Raw genomic sequence first — 18,059 nt, forward strand, 5'->3', positions numbered from 1 at the left:
GACACCGGGGGCCGGCGCGGCCCGCCCCCGGTGTCCGCCGATTCCTCTCCGCTCCGGTCGTCCGTCCGGGTGACGCAGCCCCGGCCCCGGGCCGGCCGGACCCCGCGGACGGGCCGTGAGCTGGCAGGCTGGTGGCAACCGGCGGCCGTCATCCGGTCGCGCCGATGTCCGGCCGACCAGGCTCGCGGACCAGAGGAAGGCTCCCGATGTCATATCCGTACCCCAGCCCGTCCGCACCCCGGCCGTCCGAGGGCAGCCGGATCGCGGCCGTCCTCGCCCACCTCTCCGCGCCGATCGCCGCGGTCCTGAGCGCCGGGCTGCTGAGCCTGCTCGGCCCGCTGCTCGTCTGGCTGGTCAAGAAGGACGACCCGTTCGCGCGCCGGGCCGCCGCCGGGGCGTTCAACTTCAACCTGACGTTCTGGGTGCTGTTCGTCGTCAGCTGGCTGCTGATCTTCACCGTGATCGGGATCATCGTCGCCGTCCCGCTGCTGCTCGCGCTGTTCGTGGTGTCCGCGTGGTGCCACATCAAGGGCGCGATCCGCGCGTCGAACAACGAGACCTACGACTACCCCTTCCAGCTCCGCGTGCTGTCCTGACCCGGACGGTCCACCGGCGACGCCCGCACGGCGCGACACCGGTGTACCGCTGACACGTCGCGTCCGCGGGCAGGGGCACGATCAGCGAAGGGCGCTTCCATGAGCGAGGCGACGGTCGTCGGTTCCGGGCCCAACGGGCTCGTCGCCGCCGCCGTGCTGGCCCGGGCCGGGGTGACGGTGACGGTGCTCGAGGCCGCCGACGAGATCGGCGGCGGCACCCGCACGATCGAGGCGCTCGTCCCCGGCCTGCGCATCGACCACTGCTCGGCCGTGCACCCGATGGCCATCGGGTCCACCGCGCTGCGGGACCTCGGCCTGGAGCGCCACGGCCTCCGCTGGCGGCTGCCCGAGATCGACTGCGCACATCCGCTCGAGGGCGGCGGGGCCGGTCTGCTCCACCGCTCGGTCGAGGAGACCGCGGCCGGGCTCGGCGCCGACGGGACGCTGTGGCGAGCGCTCTTCGGCGGCCCGTCGCGGCACTACGACGAGTTCTCCGCCGACATCATGGGGCCGCTGCTGCGCGTCCCCGGCCATCCCCTGCGGATCGCCCGGTTCGGGGCGCCCACGGTGCTCCCCGCGGAGGCCCTGGCCCTGGCGTTCCGCACGGAGCAGGGGCGGGCGCTGTTCCTGGGGACCGCGGCGCACGCCTTCCGGCCGCTGAACCGGCCGCTGTCGTCGGCGATCGGCATGGGGATCCTGACCGCGGGCCACCGGCACGGCTGGGGGGTCGCCGAGGGCGGGTCGGGCGCCATCCCGGCGGCGCTCGCCGCGGTGCTCGCCGAACACGGCGGCCGGATCGAGACCGGCGTGCACGTCCGTTCGTGGCGCGAGCTGCCGCCGTCGGACGTGACGCTGTGGGACGTCGGCCCCGATCAGCTGCCCGCACTGCTCGGCGAGCTGCTGCCGGCCCGGGTCGCCCGCTCCTACCGGCGGTTCCGGTACGGCCCGGCGGCGTTCAAGGTCGACTACGCGGTGCAGGACGGGATCCCGTGGAGCGCAGCAGGTGCCCGGCGGGCCGGGACGGTGCACGTCGCGGGCTCGGCGGCGGAGACCGCGCACGTCGAGCGGGAGGTACACGCCGGGCGGATGCCGGAACGGCCGTTCGTCCTGGTCGGCCAGCAGTCCCTCGCCGATCCCACCCGGGCGGTCGGGGACGTGCACCCGGTCTACGCCTACGCCCACGTCCCGCACGGCTACACCGGGGACGCGACGGACGCGGTGACCGCCCAGATCGAGCGGTTCGCCCCCGGATTCCGGGACCGGATCGTCGCCACGACGAGCACGGACCCGGCGGCGTTCTCGGGCAATCCCAACTTCGTCGGCGGCAACATCCTGACCGGTGCCAAGGATCTCCGGCAGCTGGTGTTCGGGCCCCGGACGACCCTGCAGCCCTACGACACCGGGGCGGCCGGGCACTATCTCTGCTCGGCGGCGACGCCACCGGGCCCGGGTGCGCACGGGATGTGCGGTGCGCACGCCGCGGCCCGCGCACTCGCCCGTCTGGCACGCTGACCGGTGGCCGGTCGTCCGCGGGACGGCCACCACCAGGTGTCGACGGCGGCATCGGCCGGGTCTCCCCCGAGCATCCGGCCCGACGTCGTCGCGGAGGCCGGGACCCTGGCCCTGGCGATCCTCGACGCGCCGGTCGAGCCCGCGGCGGAGCTCGCCGGGTGGCGGACCTCCGGGCGGAGCAGGTGCGTCGGGCACATCCGCTCCGCCCGGAGGTCTCGCCGTGCTCACCGCGACACCTCACCCGGGCTCCCGGCCGGTCGCGGCCGGATCAGGACGACAGCCCCACCCACCGCCTCCCGGTGCCCCGGACGACGCGGCCGAACGCCGAACCGCTGAAGTGCGCGTCGGCGCCGATCGTCGACGGGGTGCCCTCGAGCTCGGCGGCGATCCTGTCGCGGGTCCGGGCGGCGGTGTCCGGGTCGACGTCGAAGATGATCCGCAGGTCGTCGTCGCCGAGCTGGAGCGGGCAGTGCACGACGTCGCCGAGGATGATCGCGCGCTCGACGCCGGAGGAGACCACCAGCGAGCAGTGGCCGGGGGTGTGGCCCGGGCTGGCGAGCACGTTCACCCCGCGCGCCAGGGCCTGACCGTCGGCGACCGACTCCACCCGGTCGCGCAGCGGCGCCTGCACCGCCTCGGGGTGCGGCCCGACCACCATCAGCCGCTCGTCGGTGACGCCCTGCCAGAACTCGAACTCGCCGTCGCCGACCAGGTGACGGGCGTTCGGGAAGGTCAGCTTGCCGTCCTGGGCGGTCCAGCCGACGTGATCGAGGTGCAGGTGCGTGTAGAACACGGTGTCGATCTCGGCGGGCTCCACCCCGGCCGCGCGGAGGCTGGACAGCAGCCGTCCGCCGCGGAACTCCCCGCCGACGGGTTCGAAGGGGACGGTCATGTCCCCGAATCCCAGATCGACGACGATCTTCTCGCCGCCGGTCTCGACGAGGAACCCGCCGATGGTCAGCATCAGCAGGCCGTCGGCGTCGAACAGCTCCCGATGGGCCTCCCACAGCTCGGCGTTGCCGGTCGGGAAGACCGCCTCCGCCGACACCACGGCGTCGCCGTCGGGCAGATAGGTGATCCGGATGTCGCCGACGTCGACGGACTCCTGCGGTGCGGAGCGGGCCGGAGCCGTCATGCCAGCGCTCCCAGCACCGGCTTGAACGGGAAGATCCGGGTGTCGACGACGACGCCGTCGGCGACGTACGGGTCGCCGTCGAGCACCGACTTCAGCTCGGTCGCGTCGGCGACCTCGGCGACGAGGATGCCGCCGGTGCCGTCCTCGAACGGGCCTGCGACGCGGATCGTGCCCGCCGCGACCTGTTCCTTGAGGTATGCGCCGTGCGGGCCGCGCGCCTTGTCGATCAGATCGGTGTCCTCCGTGTACTTCCAGACCACGGTGAAGAACGCCATGACATGTCTCCTCGGGATGTCGGGCTCACTGCCGTCGGACAGTGCGCCGGGATGCCGGCCGTGGTCGGCCGGCTCTGTCGCGCGCGTGCGCGCATCGCGGTGCGGCGGCGGGCCGGTCGCCCGGACGCGCCCGCGCCGCCCGCTCGTTCGTGGGCGCGGCTCGTGTAGGCGGCAGGTCACCGGCCCCGCCGGGGTTCGTCCGGTGCCGCCGCTCGTCGTGGGCCGCGGTCAGCTCAGTGCGAAGCCCTTGTAACCGGCGTTCGCGATCTCCGACCACTTGCGGAAGTACGTCGGCAGGCCGCCGGGGTAGTTCAGCAGCTGCCGCGGCTTGCCGGGGACGTTCGCGCCCATGTACCAGGAGTTGGCCCGGTCGTAGAGGCCGGCTTCGGTCAGCTCGGTGACGTGCGATGTCCAGTTCCGGTCCGAGTCCGGCTCGGACTCGATCCGGCTGTACCCGTTGTCGCACAGGTAATCGATGGTGTCGAGGATCAGGTCGCCCTGTAGCTCTGCGCAGGTCGGGCCGTTGCAGAAGCCGGACGGGCTCTGCGGGCCGTAGAGGAAGAACATGTTCGGGAAGGCGGCCGTTGCGACCCCGAAGTACGTCTCGACACCGGTGGACCACTTGTCCCGGAGCGAGCGGCCGTCGGTGCCCCGGATGTCGATCGCGGTCAACCCGCCGGTCACCGCGTCGAAGCCGGTGGCGAGCACGATGATGTCGAACTCGCGATCACCGGAGGCGGTTCGGACCCCGTTCGGGAGGATCCGCTCGATCGGATCCTCGTGCAGGTCGACCAGCTCGACGTTGTCCTGGTTGAAGATGTCGTAGTAGGTGCGCTCCAGCGAGGGGCGCTTGACACCGAAGGGATAGGCCTTCTTGAGCGGTGCGAGCTTCTCCCGCAGCACCGGGTCCTTGATGCGGGCGCGTGTGCGGTCCCGCCAGAAGCGATAGGCGGTGTCGTTCGCCTCGTCCTCGAACAGGACGTCCTGGTAGGTGCCGAGCCAGAACTTGAAACCGCCCTCCCACAGCTCCTCGTAGGTGGCGGTGCGCTCCTCCTCGCTGACCGCGAGCGCGGACGTGGGGATGAAGTCCCACTCGAAGCCGGCGAAGGTGCTCCCGCGGCGGCTGAAGCGGTCTTCGAGATCGAGCCTGATCCGCTCGTTGTCCTCGTCGCCGAGGTCGAACTGGCGCATCGGGAGCGCCTGCACCGGGGTGCGCTGGAAGATCGTCAGCTGCGCGGCACAGGTCGCGGCCTCCTGGGCGACCTGCACCCCGCTCGCACCGGTACCGATGATCGCGATCCGCTTGTCGCGCAGGTCCACACCCTCCTGCGGCCACAGGCCGGTGTGGTGGCTGACGCCCGTGAAGTCGTCCAGGCCGGGGATGTCCGGGAAGATCGGCTTCGAGCCGAAGCCGGTGCAGAGCACGAGGAAGCGGCAACTGGTCGTCGAGCCGTCACCCGCCTCGACCGTCCAGCGGTTGGTCCGCTCGTCGAAGGTCGCCGACTCGACCCGGGCGTTGAAGCGGATGTCCTTGCTCAGGTCGAGCTTCCGGTCGACGTGCGCGAAGTAGCGACGCAGCTCCTGCCAGCCCGGGTACAGCTCGGAGAACCCGAAGTCCTTCCACAGGTCGTCGCGGGTGAACTGGTAGATCGGACCTTCGCTGTCCACCCGGGCACCCGGGTAGCAGTTCCAGTACCAGATGCCACCCATGCCGCCGCCGGCTTCGAGGATCCTGGTCGTGAACCCGCGTCTGCGGAGGTTCTCGAGCTGGTAGAGACCGGCGAAGCCGGCCCCGACGATCAGGACGTCGAGCTCGTCGACGCTGGTGCTGGTAGTGGCCATGGTGAAGTCCCTCTCCTCATTGAGAATCGACATTCAGAGTTGAACGGATGGCGATGCGGGACCCCTGGCGAGGTCCAGCGGCGATCGGATGGAGGCAGTACCGGCGGTGGCGGCATCGGCCGTGCGACGGCGATGACGGATTCGGTGTCCGGGATGCGCGGCCTTCGGCGCGGGGGGCCGCGGCGGTCAGGTCCGCGACGGTCGCGACCGGCTGGGTGCCGGTCCGGCGGGTTCGCGCAGGCCGGCGTGCGCGGCCCTGGCGGATGCCGGTCCCGCGGGTTCGCCCGGGACGGTCCCGTCGCGGTCGTCAGGTCCGACCGGGTCGCCGAGGTCGGCGGGTCCGGCAGCTGTGTCGCCGCCCGCGCGGTCCACAGGTCCGGTGGGACCGGCGGATGCGGGGACGCCGAAGGGCCCGGCCTCCGAGCCGGGGACGAGGCCCGGCGCCCAGCCCCGCACCGGGCCGCAGAGGTGGAACAGCAGCAACGGCCACAGTGCCCGGTCGCCGGCCCGCGCGGCCATCGTCGTCACGGCGTCGTCCCATCCATGGAGGTGTCCGTAGTCGTTGCGCCACGCGAGCGCCCGGGTGGTGGACCGGTGCAGGTCGTGTTCCGCCGTGGTGCCGATCGCGCCGTGCACCTGGTGGGCGTTGCGGGTCACGACCGACGCCGCGTGTCCGGTGCAGGACCGCGCGACCGCGACCGCGAACGGCAGGCCCGGATCCGCGGCCCCGGCCAGGTCGACGGCGCCGTCGACGGCGGCCAGTGCGAGGGCGGTCTCCGCGGCGGCGTCGGTGATCAGGGCCTGGACGGCCTGGAAGTCCGCCAGCCTGCGGCCGAACTGCTCCCGGGTCCCGGCGTGCTGGATGCTCAGCTCGACCGCCCGCTCGAGGGCGCCGCAGATCTGCGCGGCGCGGGCCAGCGCGCCGCGCAGCAGCAGGTCCTCGACGAGGCGCCGATCGACCGGCACCCCGTGCACGGGGCCCGTGGCCACGACGGCGCTCCGGGGCTCGCCCGCCGGATTCGTCCCGTGTCCCAGGACGAGATCGGCGGGTGCGGCCACCGCAACGCGCCACCCGTCGCCGTCCGGCCGGACCAGGACGACCCGGTCGGCGACGGCGCCGTACGGGGCGATCCCGCGCCCGTCGTCATCGAGGACGCAGACGGTGTCGACACCCCCGTCCCCGGCAGGAGGAAGCCCGGTCCGGTCCAGCAGCCACCCGGCCAGCAGGTCGTGCTCGACCTGCGGGACGTCGAGCGCGTGGAAGGCCAGCCTGCGGGCGAGGTACGCCCCGGCCGGCCCGCCCGCGCCGCTGCCACCCGAGGTCTCCGGCGTGGTCAGCCGGGCGAACCCGAGATCGGTCAGCGAGGTCCACAGCTCCCGGTCGAAGGAGGTGGCGCCGCGGCCGTCGGCGGGCCGGCCGCGCCGGTCACCCAGTACCGAGTCGATCGTGTCGGCCAGCATCGGGTCGACGTTGCGGGCGTTCATCGGCGAACCCCGATCCGGCGCGCGACGATCCCCTGCAGGACCTCGTTCGAACCGCCGCGCAGGGTGAAGCCGGGCATCTCGAGCAGGCCGGTCCGTACGTGGTCCTGCAGCGCGGGTTCACGGTCCGGCGGGAGGCCACCCGCGAGCGTGTCCGCGACGTCGGCGATGTCGCCCTCGTGCCGGGTCCCCAGCAGTTTGACGAGTGCGGCCTCGCCGGCCGCCGAGTCGCCCCGCGCGAGGGTCTCCGCGATGTCCGCGGACATGCGGTGCGGGGCCGCGGTACGGGCGACGAGCCTGCCGATCCGGGCGTCGGCGGGCACCGAGCCGCGGCCGGTGGCGGCGACGAGCTCCTGCAGCAGGGGGTAGGTCGACAGCAGCCGCTCCGGGCCGCTGCGCTCGAAGGCGAGCTCCGAGGTCACCTGCGTCCAGCCGTTCCCGACGGTGCCGAGCACGCCAGCATCCGGGACGAACGCCTCGTCGAGCACCACCTCGTTGAAGTGGTGCTTCCCGTTCATCGACATGATCGGTCGGACCTGGATCCGGGGGTCGCCGAGCTCCACCACGAACTGGCTGAGCCCGGCGTGACGATCGTCGGGATCGGTCGCGGTGCGGGCCAGTACGACCAGCGCGTGTGCCCGGTGCGCGCCGGAGGTCCACACCTTGGTGCCGGTGAGCTGCCACCCACCGTCGACCCGGACCGCGCGCGTACGGACGCTCGCCAGGTCCGAGCCGGAGTCGGGCTCGCTCATGCCCAGGCCGAAGTAGTACCCGCCGGAGGCGATCCGAGGCAGGTAGTACCGCTTCTGCTCCTCGGTGCCGTACCTGAGGATCGAGGGCGCGATCTGCCGGTCGGCGATCCAGTGGGCGGCGATCGGGGCGCCGGCGGCGAGCAGCTCCCCGGTCACGGCGAACCGTTCGAGATGGCTCCGGCCGTGGCCGCCGTACCCGGCCGGAACGGTCATCCCGACCCAGCCCCGCTCGGCGAGCGTGCGGCTGAACGACCCGTCCCAGCCTGTGAGCCAGCTGTTGACGCGGGGGGTGAACACACCCGCATCGACGGCTGCGGCCAGGAAGCGGCGCACCTCGGTCCGTAGCTCGCGCAGCTCCGGCGCCGGCCGGTCGGTGACGGTCGAGGTGCTCACGCGCACTCCTCGTTCACGGGGGCCGGGTGGTCACCCGCCACGACCCTGCGGGCGAACAGGTCCGCGACCTCGGCAGGCGAGTAGCCGGCCTGGGCGAGGATCTCGGCGGAGTTCTCCCCGAGTCGTGGGGCGTGGCGGGTGAGTCCGATCGGGGTGTCGGAGAAGTCCATCGGTGTCGGGGTCACGAAGTAGCGGCCCTCGGACGGGTGCTCGACGCTGCGCAGGAGATTCCGCTCGCGGACGTAGTCGTCCTCCCCCACCGCCGCGAGATCGAGCAGTTCGCTCGCCGGGATCTCGTGCTTCGCGCAGAGCTCCAGCCACTCCTCGGTCGTCCGGTGCCGGGCGATCCGGCTGACGGTGCCGAGCAGCTCGTCCATGTTGCGGTGACGCTCGTTGACCTCGCGGAACCGCGGATCGTCGGCGAGTTCGGGCCGGCCGGCGAGGGCGAAGAAGTCCCGCCAGTTCTGGTCGGAGTACGGCATGATGCAGATCCACCCGTCGGCCGTGCGGTGCGGCCGGCGTTCCGACACGAGGATCCGGGACCAGCCGAAGTCCCCTTCGGGCGGATCGAAGGTGTGCCCGCCCAGGTGCTCGACCAGGTTGAACGCGATCATCGCGTCGACCATCGGGATGTCCACACTCTGTCCGCGGCCGGTCACGCGGGCCCGCAGCACCGCCGCCAGTGCGCCGACCGCGATGTGCAGCGCGACCACCTTGTCCGCGATGACGTAGGGGGCGTAGCTCGGCCGGCCGTGGACCCGGTCGGTGAGCAGCGCCGCGCCGGACGCGGCCTGCACGATGTCGTCGTAAGCCGGGCTGTCCGCCAGGTCCGTCCGGGAGCCGTAGGCCTGCGCGGTGCACATCACCAGCCGCGGGTTGCACTCGGACAGCGCCTCGTAGGTGATGCCCAGGCGCTCCCGGGACCGCGGCCTGAGGTTCGTGACGATCACGTCGGCGTCCTCGACCAGCCGCCGCAGCGCCGCGAGCCCGTCCGGCTCGCGCAGGTTCAGCGCGATGCTGCGCTTGTTGCGCTGCAGGTTCAGCGTCATCGCGGTCATCCCGGCGTGCCGACGGGCGCCGATGCCGCGGGTCATGTCGCCCTCCAACGGCTCGACCTTGACCACATCAGCACCCAGATCGCCGAGCACGGCCGTGGCATACGGACCCATCACGACGGTCGTGAGATCGATGACGCGAACGCCGTCCAACGGTCCGACCGCGCGGGGCGAGGCCGCGCCGGCCGGGCCGCCCGGATCATCTGTGATGTCTCGCACAGGCCGAACTGTGCCACTCAACTGCGAAGTCCGCAAGTACGTGTAAAGCTACGTATATACGTTGCGGTTACGATGGACGAGGAGGCGGTCATGACGACACACGGCGCGATGCGGGGCCGCGGACGACCACGGCACCGCATGGTCGACCTGATGGCGGTCCTGCTCCAGGAGGCGGCACGATCGCCGGAGGGTCTGACCCTCACCGAGATGGCCGCGCGGACCGAGGCACCGCTGAGCACGGTGCAGACCCTGGTGAACGGGCTCGTCGTCGCCGGATATCTGGACGAGCGCGCGCGGCGCTACACGCTGGGCGCCGCGCCCTACCTGCTGAACCTGATGGCCGGCCGGTACATGCCCGGAAAGGTGACCCACGAGCACCTGGAAGCGATACACGCGGAAATCGGCCTGACGACGGTCCTCTCGATCGCTGTCGCCAACGACCTGTTCTATGTGGACCATGTGTCGAACGATCCGAAATACGCGTACCTCGCGGAGAACCGGGTGCGACGGTCACTGATACGGGCGTCGTCCGGCTGGGTCCTCCTGGCCGGCATGGAACAGCGCACCCTGTGGACCTACCTGCGGAATCTCCCGCGGAACGAGGAACAGTACGTCGATCCCTTCCTGGACCACCTCCAGGAGCTGCAGGAAACCGGGATCTGCGCCTCCCCGCACGTCTCCGACATCGGCGAAGGGGTGTCGGTGGCCGTCAAGGAGAACGGCCGGACCAGGGCCGCGATCGGAATCGTCGGAACCCGGCACGACATCTCCGCCCGATGCGACGAGCTGGTGGAGACGCTGCGGCGCCACCAGCCGTCATTCAGCGTCGGTGCGCCCCCGGAATGACTCGAGGAGAATCCGGCGGGCGCAGCTGAGTGCCGCCGATTCGTGGTGCAGAACCATGCGCCCGCCGACGGCCTCGGGTTCGTCGGCCACCTCCTCGTCGAGCCACGACGCCATGTCGCCACGTGGGATCTCCTCACCATAACGGGCTCCTCCGGAAATGGAGTGCAGGTAGGCCCGTGACGGCCCGGCGCGTGGGGCTCGTGTCGGTGCGGGAAGACGGGCCCCGGGTGGCTGATGATGCAGGTTCCTATGCCTTGATCAACGCCACCCGGGAGCCTCGTGTCCGAGCCCACGGTCTCTGCTGCCTCGATCCTCGCCGACACGATCGTCCGTACCGCGGAACTCGGGGTCACGATCACCGACACCGCCGTGGACGGGGAGACGACGGTGGTGTGGTGCGAGGTCGTGGACCACATGCCGTCGTGCTGCCCGGAGTGCACGTCGACGGGGGTCTACCGCGACAGCGTCGAGCGCCGGCTCACTGATCTACCGGTGGCCGGGCACCCGCTGCAGCTACGAGTCCGGGTTCGGCGTCACCGCTGCCCCGCGCCGTCGTGCGAGCGGGTGATCTCGCCCACGACACGTCCCGGCTGGCCCGGGCGGGTGCGTCGACCACCGCACGGTGTGCGCGGTTCGTGCTGCGCCGCCTGGTCGTCGACCGCGCCACGGTGGCCGCGGTCGCCCGCGAGCTGGGCCGGTCCTGGACACCATCAACACCATCGCCGTGACGGCGACCACCGAGCTGCTCGCCGCGACCGGCCCGGCCCGCCTGGACGGGGGTGCGGGTGCTCGGGGTCGACGAGCACCGCTGGGCCCATACCCGCCACGCCGCCGGGGACCGCTTCGTGACCGTGATCGTCGACCTCACCGCAGTGGTCGCCCAGACCGGGCGGGCCCGGCTGTTGGACCTGGTCGAGGGCCGCTCGGCGGCCGCGTTCGCCGGCTGGCTCGGCGCCCGCACACCGGAGTTCCGGGCGCAGGTGCAGGTCGTGGCGATGGACGGGCTCACCGGCTACAAGAACGCCGCCACCAGCGAGATCCCGGACGCGGTCACGGTGACGGACCCCTTCCACGTCGTCGCCCTGGCCGGGGCGAAGCTCGACACCTCCCACCAACGCCTCCAGCAACAGACCCTGGGCCGTCGGGGCCGCAGCGGTGATCCGCTCTACCAGGTGTACTGGCGTTGCACCCCGGCCGACCGGATGCCCTTCTTGATGAACCCGGTCTCGTCGACCACGAACACCCCACTGGCCGGGTCGCCGAGCGTGTCGAGGACGTAGCCGCGGACGTCGTCGCGGACCCCGTCGACGTCCCGGTCCGCGGTCCCCAGCAGCCGCTGCGTCGAGTCCGGCGACACCGCACCCGCATGCTCGGCCAGGGTCCACCCGTTCTTGCGTTCCGGGCACGCGAGCAGCCCACGGACATAGGCACCGGCCCGGGCACGGGGCTCCCGCCGGAAGAACCGCCACCCGATCAACCCGATGACCTGGTCCGACGCCGCCACCCCCCAGCAAGATCCTCCACCCGACGATCAACGTCGCCCGGACCTGGATCAGCCTCTCCCGACACGCCGAACCCCCGTTTGCAGTACTGAGGCGACTCTTGCCGCCTCCCGAGGCGACTAGCGTGCAGAAGGGCGGAAGCTCACAGGCCAGGACTGTGAGCGGACCACCGGCACGTCACGTCGACGAGTGACCGGACTGATCGTCAGGGGCTCCGCGTCCCATAGGTTCCTCCGTCTAGACTCCGGCCCATGAGCACCGCATGCGTACTGCGCGCCGTAGCGTGGCTCGTCCGACACCCGGGCACCAACGGTCACCCAACATCGTGGGGGCCGATGCTGGCCGGCGTGGCTCCGGACGCCTGAGCCGCTCTCGCGCCGCTCGGCGGACCTGCCTAGAGCGGCCACCAGCTCGGGGGGTCGCTCGCCCGGTCCGGCCGGGGCCGTCTCCGTGACGGACGTCGGACCGGTCCGGCGCTCCTGTCCGTCACCCGCCCGACGTCCCGGGAAGAGGATTCGTGTCGTTGTTCCCCGTGCTAGTCACCGCATGGGCACTGGTGCTGGTCATGCCGATGCTGGGCGCACGGCTCGGGACCCGTGCCGGCTGGGTCGCCGCCGCCGTGCTGGGCGCGCTCACCGTCGTGGTCGCCACCGGGCCCGCCTCGTCGCCGGAATCCGTTGACGAGGCCCTTCCCTGGATCCCGGCCGTCGAGGTGATGCTGCGGCTGCGGATGGACGGCCTGGGTGCACTCTTCGCTCTGCTGGTGCTCGGCATCGGCGCGGTGATCATGGCCTACTCGACGTCCTACCTGACCGAGGAACGCTCCGGCGGGTTCTACACACTGATGACCGCGTTCGCCGCGGCCATGCTGACCCTGGTGCTGGCCGATGATCTGGTGCTGCTCTTCGTCGCGTGGGAGATCACGACGATATGCTCCTACCTGCTCATCTTGCGGGTTGGCCCGAAAGGCCGCGAGCCGGCCGCCCGGACGCTGCTGATCACCGTGTCGGGCGGGCTCGCGCTGCTCGCTGCTGTATGCACGATCGTGGTGCGCACCGGCACGACACAGCTGTCGGTCGCGCTCGCCGACCCGGCGTGGGGAACCGACCCGGTGTTCGCCGGCGTGGTCGCCGTGCTCGTCGCGATGGCGGCGATGACGAAGGCGGCACAGTTCCCCTTCCACTCGTGGCTTCCGGATGCGATGGTCGCCCCTGCTCCGGTGAGCGCATACTTGCACGCGGCGGCCATGGTGAAGGCGGGAATTTACCTGCTGATGCGGTTCTCCGGAGCGGCCGCGGCCTCGCCGGTGTGGCCCTGGCTGCTGGTGACGGTCGGGGTCGTCACGGCCCTGCTCGGCGGGGTGTTCGCGTTGCAGCGGCACGATCTCAAGGAGCTTCTCGCGTACTCCACGGTCAGCCAGCTCGGTTTGCTGGTGGCGGTCATCGGCATCGGAACCCCCACGGCCCTGCTCGCGGCGAGCGCACACGTGGTAGCACACGCGCTGTTCAAGTCGGCCGGGTTCATGACGGTCGGCCTGCTCGAACGCCGGGCGGGCACCCGAGACCTTCGCGAGCTGCGCGGCCTGTTCCGTGCGACCCCCTGGACGGCGACGATGATCGTCCTCACCGCGGTGAGCATGGCCGGGATCCCGATCACGCTGGGCTTCGTCTCCAAGGAGTATGTGCTCGACGCCGCGCTGACCGCCGGCACCGGGCCGGGCACGCTCGCTGCTATCGGCCTCGGAACGGCGGCGGTGCTGACCGTCGCCTACAGCGCCCGCATGGTCGTCCCGGTCATGTTCGGACCGGCCGCCGATCTGCGCCCTGGAGGCGGAGCCCGGACCATGGCCGGAACCGTCACTGTGACCGCTCTCGCAGGCGGAGTCCTCGGGCCCGCAGCGAGCGCCCTCGATCCACTGCTCGGCACCTCCGCGGCGGCCTCGCTTCAGGTCCCGCCCGCAGCGATCGATGGCTTCTACGTGTGGCACGGGCTCAACCCAGCGCTGCTCGTTTCCGCACTGGCCATCGCCGTCGGCGCCGGGCTGGTGCTCGCACATGAGCGTGTCGACCGGCTCCTCGACCGCCCGTTGTGGCCGTTCACCGGCGTCAGCGCCGTAGAGAGTCTGCGCAGCGGGATCATCGAACTCGGCCGCGTCACCGGCCGCCCCACCGCCGGCGACGCACCTGCCCGGCACCTGCTCGTCCCGATCCTGCTGATCGCGTTGGCCGGTACCGTCGCTGTCGGGCTGCTGGCCGGCGACATCGCCGCCGCACCCGGCACCTCCGGCGCGTCCGACATGCTGCTCCTGCTGCTCGCTGCGTGCGGGATCGGGGCCGTCCTGATGGCGCGCAATCGGCTCGCCGCGGTCTTGGGAGCCGGCGTGGTCGGGTTCTCGGTGGCTCTGTGGTTCTTCGGCCTCGGTGCCGCGGACGTTGCCCTCACCCAGCTCCTGGTCGAGGTGCTGACGGTGGCGGTGATCGTGCTGATCCTGCGGCGCCTCCCTCGCGGCTTCCCGGCGGGGCCCGGCGGCGCCCGTCGTACCGTCACGCGTGCGGTGCTCGCGGTCGGTGCGGGGGTCGCGGCGACCACCGCGACTCTGGTATCGACCGGGTGGCGGGGCCCGTCCGCGGCGTCGACGTGGTTCCTGGCCGAGGCGCAGGAGCAGACCGGCGGCAGCAACGTCGTCAACACGATCCTGGTCGACTTCCGAGCGCTCGACACCTTCGGCGAGCTCGTGGTGCTCGCGCTGGCCGCCCTGGTGATGACCGCGCTGCTCGACGCGCGCAGGCCGCAGTCCCTTCAGGTGGCCGACGCTCCGGCTGCTCCGGTGACCGATCCCCGCGCGAACGCGATCTTCCTGCGCACGGCGGCGAAGGTACTCGTCCCGTTCCTGCTGCTCGCCTCTGTGTACGTGCTGCTGCGGGGGCACAACGCTCCAGGGGGAGGGTTCATCGGCGCGCTCGTCGGCGCCTCGGCGCTGGTACTGGCGTATCTCGCCGCGCCGTCCGACGCCACCGGCCGGGTCCGGCTGCCGTTCCTCCTGGTGGCCGGAATGGGCGCCGTGGTCGCGGCGGCGACCGGGCTGCTCGGCCTGCTCGACGGCTCCTTCCTACGTCCGCTGCACGCCGACGTCCTCGGCGTGCACCTCTCCACCGCGCTGGTGTTCGACGTCGGGGTGTACCTGGCGGTCCTGGGCGTGGTGGTCGCCGGGCTGAACCTGCTGGGCGCACCACAGGAGGAGGACGAGCCCGATTCCCGTCTGCCGCCCGACCGGTCCGAGGAGGACCACGCATCCGAGGAGGTCTCGCGATGATCCTCGCCCTGACGATCGGACTTCTCGTAGCAGGAGCCGCCTACCTCATGCTCGACCGCAGCTACCTGCGAGCAGTGCTCGGTTTCCTGATGCTCGGCCACGCCGTCAATCTGCTGCTGTTCGCCTCCGGCGGGATCCAGCGCCGCGGCGAGCCCTTGGAGGGCACCGACCCGGCCGCGGCGGCCGACCCGCTGCCACAGGCGTTCGTGCTCACCGCGATCGTGATCGCCTTCGCGATCACCGTCGTCATGCTCGTGCTCGCCGTGACCGGGCGACCCGGTGACGACACCTCCGACCGGGAACGTCCAGCCGTACGATCGGAGCCGGCCCGATGACGACCGCCGCTCTCCTCCCCCTGCTCGTCGGGCTGCCGCTGGGTGCCGCCGGCCTCACCGCGCCGGCCGGGGCCGGCGCGCTGTGGGCCCGCGTCGTCCTGCTCGGGTTGCTCGGTGCGAACCTCGCCGCCGGGATCGCGCTCGTCGCCGCCACCTCCGGCGGCGAGGTGCTGGCCGAGCCGGTCGGCGCCTGGCCCGGCGGGATCGCGATCCCGTTCGTCGCGGACGCGCTGTCGTCGCTGATGCTGGCTGTGACCGGGCTGCTCGCGCTGGTGTGCACCGCTTTCGGGCTGATGACCGGACCCGGAGCCGCGCGGTTGTTCCCACCCCTGGTCCTGGCGTTGGTCGGCGGGGTCAACGGCGCTCTGCTGACCGCGGACCTGTTCAACCTGTTCGTCTTCATCGAGGTCATGCTCCTGCCCTCGTACGGGCTTCTGGTCCTGGCCCGGCGCAGGCAGGGGACCTTGCTCTCGGTCAGCGGCACCCGGCTCTACGTCGCGTTCAACCTGTTCGTCTCCACCGTCTTCCTCGCCGGCGTCGCGCTCGTCTACGGCAGCGCTGGAACGGTCAACCTGGCCGAACTCGCTGGAGCGGCACAGGAGTCCGGGACCGTCGCGGCCGCGGTCGGAATCTGCCTGGCCGCGCTGTCGATGAAGGCTGCCGTCGTCCCCGTGCACGGGTGGCTCGCCCGCGCTTACCCTTCGACCTCGCCTGCAGTCACGGCGCTGTTCTCCGGGCTGCACACCAAGGTCGCGATCTACGCGATCTACCGCATCTACGCCGTCGTGTTCGACGGTGAGACCCGCTGGCTGTGGATCGGCGTCGTGCTGTTCTCGGCGACGATGCTCGTCGGTGTCCTCGGAGCGGTTGGCGAGTCCACGATGCGCTCGATCCTGGCCTTCCACATGGTCAGCCAGATCGGCTACATCCTGCTCGGCGTCGCCCTGTTCACCCCGCTCGGGCTGGCAGCGGGCATCTTCTACTTGCTGCACCACATGATCGTGAAAGCGTCGCTGTTCCTGTCCACGGGCGCGGTCGAGGAACGGCACGGAACCGGCGCGCTGGACGGGATCCGGGGCGTCGCCCGCCGCGATCCGCTGCTGGTCGCGGCGTTCGGCGTGGCTGCCCTGTCGCTGGCGGGGATCCCGCCGTTCTCCGGGTTCGTGGCGAAGCTGACCCTGATCCTCGCAGCGCTCGACGCCGGCCAGGTCGCCGCCGCGGTCGTCGCAATCGTGGTCAGCCTGCTCACCCTGCTGTCAATGATCAAGATCTGGAACGCGCTGGTCCGCAGGCCCGACGAGAACGGCGAGCCGGCCGGTGGCGGTGGCGGTGGGACCACCGTCGCGGCTCCACCGGTGCCTTCCGTGGGGCTGCGACTGACGCTGCCCGCGCTCGTGCTGGCCACCGTGACTCTCGGCCTCGGACTCGGCGCCGAGCTGCTCTACGGGCTGTCCGCGACGGCGGCGGCCGGCCTGCTCGACACCGGCGGCTATGTGGAAGCGGTGCTCGGATGATTCGATCCATCGCGCGGCTGCCGCGCCTGTTCCTGTTCGGCCTATGGTTCGCTGGCCAGGTCCTGTTCAGTTGTCGTGACGTGCTGGCCGACCTCCTCACGCCGGGCTCGTCCGCGACGCCGCGGGTGGTCCGGCTTCCTCTGGCGTCCGAGACCGGTGCTCGGGCCGCGGTCATGGGGGCGCTGATCACGCTGACTCCGGGGACCCTCACCCTCGGTGTCGTCGATGACCACCGCGCGCTGCTGGTCCATTCGATGTACCACGAGGACGCCGAGGCCGCGGTAACGGAATTGCGCGACATGGAAGCCCGCATGCTGCGAGCGTTCGGTCCGCCACGAAAGGAGGTGTCGGTGTGATCGGGCTCGACATCGCGTTCGTCTGCTGTGGCTTGGCCGCGCTGCTCGCAGTGGTGCGTATCGTGCGCGGGCCGGATAGCGGCTCCCGTGTCATTGGCGCCGAGCTGCTCACTGTCACCGTGGTCGGTCTGATCGCACTCGGTGGTGTCCGCTCTGGCAGCACATCGACCTTCGATCTCGTGCTCGTGGCGACCATGGTCGCATTCCTGGCCGCCGTCTCGTTCGCCCGCGCGCTCACCGGAGGTGCACGATGAGCGAGGTCCTCATCCTCCTCGGGCAGATCGTCGCCGTCGCCGGCGGGCTCACCTTACTCCTCGCCGCGATCGGGCTGCTCCGATTCGGCGACGTCTACATGCGGGCTTCCTCAGTCGCGACGGCCTCCGGTGTCGGGATCAGTTTGGTCATCATCGGCTCGGTGCTCGTGGCCCCGGGGGTCGCCGACGTTGTAAAGGCGCTGCTGGCGGTCGCTCTCCAGATCGTCACCGCTGCCGTCGGCGGGATCATGGTCGCCCGTTCGGCCGTGCTCACAGACCACCCGTTCCGACCCGATACCGATATCTCCGAGGCACAGGGCCCAGTTTCAGCCACGGAGGATCCGCCATGCTGAGACGCCAACCGTCCTGGTGGTCGCACAACGGCGGTGATGTTGACCCGTTTCACGGACACGTCGGTGAGCAGATCAGGCCCGAAGGATGGTCGACGGTTTTGAGAGGTCGTTGCAGAAGCCGAAGGCGTGTCGGTCCTATGTAGATGAATGGCCTCGTACTCGTCGGGCGAGACGATCATCTCGTCGAGCCCGCCGGTGGCGCTCGTCCTCCCGGGCCCGTACGGCAAAGAGGCTCATCCCAATCGGGGGTGTAGGAGTTGGGGTCTGAAGCCGCCGGTCTCGAGCAGGCTTCGGGCGATGTAGTTGGTCAGGTTGCGGAACCCGA

17 protein-coding genes and 2 pseudogenes are annotated in these 18,059 nt (G+C 71.4%); 12 read left to right on the forward strand and 7 right to left on the reverse strand.

What is annotated here, in order from left to right; all coding sequences use genetic code 11:
* The first annotated feature begins 206 nt into the window (after nt 1-206).
* The gene (locus ACVJO7_RS30985) at nt 207-596 is read left to right on the forward strand and encodes a DUF4870 domain-containing protein (protein WP_491675904.1); all 390 of its coding nucleotides are present in this window, start codon (nt 207-209) and stop codon (nt 594-596) included.
* 99 nt (nt 597-695) lie between these two features.
* Nucleotides 696-2,108: a phytoene desaturase family protein gene (locus ACVJO7_RS30990; RefSeq protein WP_491675905.1), complete on the forward strand. Its 1,413-nt coding sequence runs from the start codon at nt 696-698 to the stop codon at nt 2,106-2,108.
* 268 nt (nt 2,109-2,376) lie between these two features.
* On the opposite strand, the gene ACVJO7_RS30995 is transcribed toward ACVJO7_RS30990, so the two are convergent.
* The 6 genes from ACVJO7_RS30995 to ACVJO7_RS31020 form a co-directional block, all read right to left on the reverse strand.
* Nucleotides 2,377-3,243, reverse strand: coding sequence for an MBL fold metallo-hydrolase (locus ACVJO7_RS30995; protein ID WP_491675906.1), 867 nt, complete (start codon nt 3,241-3,243; stop codon nt 2,377-2,379).
* Nucleotides 3,240-3,518 carry a YciI family protein gene (locus tag ACVJO7_RS31000; protein ID WP_491675907.1) on the reverse strand — a complete coding sequence of 93 codons (279 nt, stop codon included), beginning with the start codon at nt 3,516-3,518 and terminating at the stop codon, nt 3,240-3,242. The genes ACVJO7_RS30995 and ACVJO7_RS31000 overlap by 4 nt, the downstream gene beginning before the upstream one ends.
* A 228-nt stretch (nt 3,519-3,746) precedes the next feature.
* A complete protein-coding gene (locus tag ACVJO7_RS31005; protein ID WP_491675908.1) occupies nt 3,747-5,360 on the reverse strand; it encodes a flavin-containing monooxygenase in 1,614 nt (537 codons plus the stop codon).
* A gap of 186 nt (nt 5,361-5,546) precedes the next feature.
* Nucleotides 5,547-6,845 (reverse strand): acyl-CoA dehydrogenase family protein, encoded by a 1,299-nt coding sequence (locus tag ACVJO7_RS31010; RefSeq protein ID WP_491675909.1) that lies wholly within the window; start codon nt 6,843-6,845, stop codon nt 5,547-5,549.
* Nucleotides 6,842-7,987, reverse strand: coding sequence for an acyl-CoA dehydrogenase family protein (locus ACVJO7_RS31015; protein WP_491675910.1), 1,146 nt, complete (start codon nt 7,985-7,987; stop codon nt 6,842-6,844). Before ACVJO7_RS31015 ends, ACVJO7_RS31010 begins: the two co-directional genes overlap by 4 nt.
* A complete protein-coding gene (locus ACVJO7_RS31020) occupies nt 7,984-9,261 on the reverse strand; it encodes a CaiB/BaiF CoA transferase family protein (protein WP_491675911.1) in 1,278 nt (425 codons plus the stop codon). Before ACVJO7_RS31020 ends, ACVJO7_RS31015 begins: the two co-directional genes overlap by 4 nt.
* Before the next feature lie 72 nt (nt 9,262-9,333).
* Between ACVJO7_RS31020 and ACVJO7_RS31025 the strand changes: the two genes are divergently transcribed.
* From ACVJO7_RS31025 to ACVJO7_RS31040, 4 genes and pseudogenes are all read left to right on the forward strand, one after another.
* The gene (locus ACVJO7_RS31025; protein ID WP_491675912.1) at nt 9,334-10,107 is read left to right on the forward strand and encodes a helix-turn-helix domain-containing protein; all 774 of its coding nucleotides are present in this window, start codon (nt 9,334-9,336) and stop codon (nt 10,105-10,107) included.
* Nucleotides 10,108-10,521: 414 nt separating this feature from the next.
* A pseudogene (locus ACVJO7_RS31030) lies at nt 10,522-10,644 on the forward strand (transposase family protein); the annotation flags it as partial.
* Nucleotides 10,645-10,661: 17 nt separating this feature from the next.
* On the forward strand, nt 10,662-10,835 hold the full coding sequence (locus ACVJO7_RS31035) for a hypothetical protein (RefSeq protein ID WP_491675920.1): 174 nt from the start codon (nt 10,662-10,664) through the stop codon (nt 10,833-10,835).
* Between the two features lie 57 nt (nt 10,836-10,892).
* Nucleotides 10,893-11,387, forward strand: a complete 495-nt coding sequence (locus ACVJO7_RS31040) for an ISL3 family transposase (protein WP_491675913.1) — start codon at nt 10,893-10,895, stop codon at nt 11,385-11,387.
* On the opposite strand, the pseudogene ACVJO7_RS31045 reads toward ACVJO7_RS31040, so the two are convergent.
* Nucleotides 11,279-11,631, reverse strand: a pseudogene (locus ACVJO7_RS31045) (transposase); the annotation flags it as partial. The gene ACVJO7_RS31040 and the pseudogene ACVJO7_RS31045 overlap by 109 nt on opposite strands.
* A gap of 495 nt (nt 11,632-12,126) precedes the next feature.
* On the opposite strand from ACVJO7_RS31045, the gene mbhE reads away from it, so the two are divergent.
* From mbhE to ACVJO7_RS31075, 6 genes are read left to right on the forward strand one after another with little or no spacing between them, the layout of a single operon-like run.
* Nucleotides 12,127-14,922, forward strand: coding sequence for a hydrogen gas-evolving membrane-bound hydrogenase subunit E (gene mbhE / locus ACVJO7_RS31050; RefSeq protein WP_491675914.1), 2,796 nt, complete (start codon nt 12,127-12,129; stop codon nt 14,920-14,922).
* Nucleotides 14,919-15,257: a sodium:proton antiporter gene (locus ACVJO7_RS31055; protein ID WP_491675915.1), complete on the forward strand. Its 339-nt coding sequence runs from the start codon at nt 14,919-14,921 to the stop codon at nt 15,255-15,257. The genes mbhE and ACVJO7_RS31055 overlap by 4 nt, the downstream gene beginning before the upstream one ends.
* On the forward strand, nt 15,254-16,771 hold the full coding sequence (locus ACVJO7_RS31060) for a monovalent cation/H+ antiporter subunit D family protein (RefSeq protein ID WP_491675916.1): 1,518 nt from the start codon (nt 15,254-15,256) through the stop codon (nt 16,769-16,771). Before ACVJO7_RS31055 ends, ACVJO7_RS31060 begins: the two co-directional genes overlap by 4 nt.
* On the forward strand, nt 16,768-17,127 hold the full coding sequence (locus ACVJO7_RS31065) for a Na+/H+ antiporter subunit E (RefSeq protein ID WP_491675917.1): 360 nt from the start codon (nt 16,768-16,770) through the stop codon (nt 17,125-17,127). Before ACVJO7_RS31060 ends, ACVJO7_RS31065 begins: the two co-directional genes overlap by 4 nt.
* Nucleotides 17,124-17,381 (forward strand): MrpF/PhaF family protein, encoded by a 258-nt coding sequence (locus ACVJO7_RS31070; protein ID WP_491675918.1) that lies wholly within the window; start codon nt 17,124-17,126, stop codon nt 17,379-17,381. The genes ACVJO7_RS31065 and ACVJO7_RS31070 overlap by 4 nt, the downstream gene beginning before the upstream one ends.
* Nucleotides 17,378-17,734: a cation:proton antiporter gene (locus tag ACVJO7_RS31075; RefSeq protein WP_491675919.1), complete on the forward strand. Its 357-nt coding sequence runs from the start codon at nt 17,378-17,380 to the stop codon at nt 17,732-17,734. The genes ACVJO7_RS31070 and ACVJO7_RS31075 overlap by 4 nt, the downstream gene beginning before the upstream one ends.
* Nucleotides 17,735-18,059: the final 325 nt, after the last annotated feature.

The sequence above is a fragment of the Pseudonocardia sp. DxW genome (assembly GCF_058448985.1).